This is a genomic window from Rhodoblastus sp., assembly GCF_052145335.1.
Classification (GTDB): Bacteria; Pseudomonadota; Alphaproteobacteria; order Rhizobiales; family Beijerinckiaceae; genus Rhodoblastus.
Genome location: NZ_JBKQOU010000120.1, coordinates 1 through 4,613 on the forward strand (window position 1 = coordinate 1; position 4,613 = coordinate 4,613).

The 4,613-nt window shown below is 63.2% G+C and carries 3 protein-coding genes; 1 reads left to right on the forward strand and 2 read right to left on the reverse strand.

Translation table 11 applies throughout. From position 1 onward, the window contains the following. Window positions 1-109: 109 nt before the first annotated feature. Complete coding sequence (locus tag ACLP2E_RS08385; protein WP_442465655.1) at window positions 110-1,609, reverse strand: MdtA/MuxA family multidrug efflux RND transporter periplasmic adaptor subunit; 1,500 nt, start codon at window positions 1,607-1,609, stop codon at window positions 110-112. An 80-nt stretch (window positions 1,610-1,689) separates the two neighbouring features. Beyond that, on the reverse strand, window positions 1,690-3,216 hold the full coding sequence (locus tag ACLP2E_RS08390; RefSeq protein WP_442465656.1) for an efflux transporter outer membrane subunit: 1,527 nt from the start codon (window positions 3,214-3,216) through the stop codon (window positions 1,690-1,692). 430 nt (window positions 3,217-3,646) lie between these two features. Between ACLP2E_RS08390 and ACLP2E_RS08395 the strand changes: the two genes are divergently transcribed. Then, entirely contained in the window at window positions 3,647-4,522 is an 876-nt protein-coding gene (locus tag ACLP2E_RS08395) for a lysophospholipid acyltransferase family protein (protein ID WP_442461354.1), read from the forward strand. The last annotated feature ends 91 nt before the right edge of the window (window positions 4,523-4,613 follow it).

The following is a 4,613-nucleotide window of genomic DNA, read 5'->3' on the forward strand; positions in this document are numbered from 1 at the left end:
GGAAGCGTCGCCAGCGGCAGCAGGCGGAAGGCCGAGAACCCCGCCAGCAATATGGCGATCATCAGCAGCGTCGTGGCGACGGGCCGCCGGATGAAGGGTTCCGAAATGTTCATCTCGAAGAGCCGCCCTGGCCGCCCTGGTTGTCGGCGCCGTCGTTCTGCTTGTGCCGGTGGTGGGCATGACCCTGAGTGGGATCGCTCGCACTGACTGGCGCGGCGGCGTCCGCGCCGGCGTCCATCATCGGCGTCGCGGCGGCCGGCGCGGGCGTCGCCGCCGCATCTCTTGCGGGCTTTGCCGCCGCGTCGGGCGCAGGCGCCGCGCCATTCGGCGCAGCATTGTCGCCGACCAGGCGGACTTCGGCGCCTTCGCGCAGCCGGTCGGCGCCGTCCACCACCACGCGGTCTCCGGGATTAAGGCCGGAAAGGACCTGGACGTAATCGCCGTCGACCTGTCCGAGCTTCAGCACGCGCACGCTGGCCTTGCCGTCTTCGCTCACCACATAGGTGTAATCGCCGGGGGCGCCGTGCTGGACGGCGGCTGTAGGCGCGGCGATGGCGTCCTTCAAAGTATCGACCAGCAGGCGGACATTGACGAACTGGTTGGGAAACAGCGCCTCGTCCTGATTGTCGAAAGTGGCGCGCAGCTTGACCATGCCGGTGGTGGTGTCGACCTGGTTGTCGAGCACCGTGACCACGCCTGTCGCCAATTTTTTGACATTGGCGCGATCGTAGGCCGTCGCCGTCAGCTTGGCGCCGTCGCGCATTTTCGGCGCGATCTTGTTGAGAGCGTCTTCCGGCACGGAAAAGATCACCGACATCGGTTGCAGCTGGGTGACCACGGCGATGCCGTTGGACGATCCCGCCTGGACGTAATTGCCGGCGTCGACCAGACGCAGGCCGACCCGACCGTCGACCGGCGAGACGATATGGGCGTAGGCGATGTTCAGCGCCTGGGCGTCGACCAGAGCCTGATCGGCGCGCACCGTGCCTTCATATTGCTTGACGATATAGATCTGGTCCTCGGCCGTCTGGCGGGCGATGGAATTCTGCTTGAGCAGCGCCTGGTAGCGGGCGTCGTCGACCCGCGCCTGTTCGAGCAGGCCCTGGTCATGCGCCAGTTGCCCCTCATATTGCGATTTCAGAGCCTCATAGGGACGCGGATCGATCTGGGCGAGGAAATCGCCCTTTTTGACATGCTGGCCCTCGGTGAAGGCGACCTGTTGCAAATAACCGGAAATCTGGCTGACCACTGTGACGGTGGCTATCGGCGTCACCGTGCCCAGGGCGTTGATCACCACATTGACGTCGCGCGGCTGCACGGTGGCGACGCCGACGGGTTGGCGACCGCCGCGATCGCTGCCTCGCGCTGTCGTCTTGCTGTCCTGATCCTGCGCGGTCTGGGCCGGCGCGGGCTCGGCGGAGGGCTTGAAATGACGCCAACCCGCATAAGCGAGAACGACGGCGACCAGCAGCACGAGCCAGCGCCAGGGCTTTTTGCTCGGGGGTGGCCCGCCGGGCCAGGCCTGCGTCTCCGAATCGGGCGCGGCCGGCGTTTCCGGCGCGCCGCCGAGAGCCTGGCGTGGATGGAGCGTAATTTCAGTCTCGTTCATCGCTGTCCCGGATTCGGATTTTCGGCTTCGCCGTCTAGGCGAATCAGCCAATTCTCAACTAAGCGCCGCCCAAGGATAAATTATGGCGGTGGAATGGGAGATGAACGCTCGACCGCTTCGATCAACGGCGGCGCTGTCACGGCGGCGAGACTTTCGGCGTCGTAGCCGCCGCCCAGGGCCTCGATCAGGCTTACATTCGAGGCGAACATGTTTTGCCGCGTCGTCAGCACCGCCTGTTCGTCGGCCAGCAATGTGGCTTCGGCGACCACGACGGTGGTGAAGGCGACGGTGCCGGCGCGATACTGGTTGAGGTAGACTTTCACCGCCTCGGCCGCCTCGTCGCGGGCCTTTTCCTGCACTTTCAGCTCCTTGGCGTAGACCCGCAGAGCGACCAGCGCGTCTTCCACCTGCTGGAAGGCCGTCAGCACGGTCTGGCGGTAATTGGCGACGGCCTGGCGATAGACCGCCTTGGAGGCGTCGACCTGAGCGGCGCGCTGCCCGCCGTCGAACAGCGGATCGGCGGCGGCGGCGCCCAGCGACCAGATCTGGTACGCGGCAAGGAAGGGGAAGGCGTTCGGGGCCTCGAAACCTCCGGCGGCGGAAAGGGTCAGGCTCGGATAATAGGCCGCGACCGCTACGCCGATCAGGGCGTTCTGCTCCTGCATCGTGCGCTCGGCGGCGGCGACGTCGGGCCGCCGCTCCAGCAGCTGCGAGGGCATGCCTACGGGAACCGCCGGCGGGGCATGGGGCAGGGCGCCGCGCGGAATGGACAGTTCGGCCGGCGGTCGTCCGATCAACTGGGCGATGGCGTGCTCATATTGGGAGCGCAGAACGTCGGTGGCGATCGACAAAGCCTGGGTATTGAGGACCTGCGTCTGCGCGGTGATCAGGTCGGCCTTGGAAACCGTGCCGCCATTATACTGGTTCTGCGTAATCTTCTCGGTTTCCTGATAGATTTTCACCGTTCGGTCGTAAAGGCTCTTCAGCGAATCCTCGGCTCGCAGGTTGAAATAGGCGGTGGCCAGCATGGCCTGCGACGACAGTTTGGCGTTGGCCAGCAGCGCGGCATCGGCCTGCGCGGTGGCGACATTGCTCTCGATCTGCCGGCGGATCTTGCCCCAGATGTCGACCGTCCAGCTCAAAGTCCCGTTGGGATAAAAATCGGTCCGCGCAAAGGCGTGGCTGGTGTTGGTTCCTAAACTGGACGTTCCCGAACCGCCGGTGGAAAGAACTCTCGCGCCCTCGCCGGAGCGGGTGACGGAATAATTGGCGCCGACTTGTGGAAAGAGGCTCGCCTGCGATTCACGCACCAGGGAGAACGCCTGTTCATAGGCGGCAAGGGCTGCGGCGACGGTCTGGTTGTCGATTGCGACCTGCGGCAGCAGGCGACTGAGTTCAGGGTCGCGGTAGATCGACCACCACGCGCCGCGGTCGATGCCGTCGCGCGGCACGGCGTGTTTCCAGCCGGCCAATTCCTTGAAATGCGTCTCGGTCGGCGCTTCAGGACGCAGATAATCCGGCCCGACCGTGCACGAGGCAAGCGCCAGCGCGTTCGCGCAGGCCAGAAGGATGTTTTTGGCCGAACGGAAGGAAAAAACCGAAAGCATCAAGGACGTTTGCCTCCGGAACAGGGGGAGTTCGCGACAGCCCGCGCGCTTTCTTGTCCCGATCTGGCCGACATGAAAACTCCATTCCCGTCCGACGCCGCTTCGGGGATGAACCCGAGGGGCCGAACCAATCTCGAATCCGACTCGAAAAAACCGGAGGCTGTAAACTCTTTCTTAACCGGACGTGACGGCATTGATAAAGCCCCGCCGAGCCATATCAAGGCAATAAAGTCGCGGTGTGGCTAAAATGTGCGCGGTTGTTCAGCTCACCGACGTCAGGGTTGGTATTCGCCAGTATAATTTTCCGCGTTTTGCAGGAATTGCGGAATATTTTCCAATTTTCGATTTCGTGGCGCTCCCGCGCGGACTTGACGCGCCCCGACCCGTTGGAATAGGCGTCGGCGCCTGGAATCTTCGAGGTAACGGCTTAATGTCCCCCAAACCGCCCAATCTGCAATACAAGCTTGAATATGCCGGCTATCGCCTGCTCAGCCTGTTTTTCTCCAGCCTGCCAGTCGAGACCGCCTCGAAACTCGGCGGCTCGCTGGTGGCGTGGCTGGGGCCGAAGACCAAGGTCCGTCATCCCCGCCTGCTGCGCAATCTTAGCCAGGCTTTTCCGGAAAAGACCGCAGAGGAACGCGAAAAGCTGGCGCGCGAAGTCTGGCGCAATCTCGGTTTTGTCCTGGGCGAATTTTTCCACATCGACGAGATCATCCGCGACCGGGTGGAAATCGTGAACGGCGAAATTCTCGAAGAAATCGCGGCCAGCGGCAAGGGCGCAGTGCTCTGCGGCGCGCATCAGGCCAATTGGGAGGGGGGCAGCGCCGTCGTCACCAAATACGGACTGAAACCTCTCGCGGTTTATCGTCCGTTGAACAATCCATTTGTCGACGAAGATTTCAAGGCGCGGCGGCTAAAATATTATCCCGGCGGACTGACCGCCAAACACGATCCGGAAACCCCGGTGACGATGATCCGCTATGCGCGCGCCGGCGGGGCGACGGCGTTTCTGGTCGACCAGCAGACCTACATGGGGCTGAAGGTGCCGTTTTTCGGCCGCATGGCTTCGACGACGCCCTTTCCCGCCATGGTGGCGCGGCAATGCAATCTGCCGCTGGTTCTGATCACCGGCGAGCGCCTGCCCGGCGTGCGTTTCAGGATGTTCGTCAAGATCATCGACACGCCGCGCACCGAGGACCGCAACGAGGATGTCCACGTCGCCACGGCCGCCATGCAGGCCGAGCTGGAAAAATCGATCCGGCTGCATCCCGAACAATGGATGTGGACCCACGACCGCTGGTATTGAGGGAGGCGAATGCCGGTTTGCTTGAACATGGCGGTTATTTCTCGATAAAACTCTGCCAATTCAGCTCATTGGAGCGTGTAACGGCCTTTTC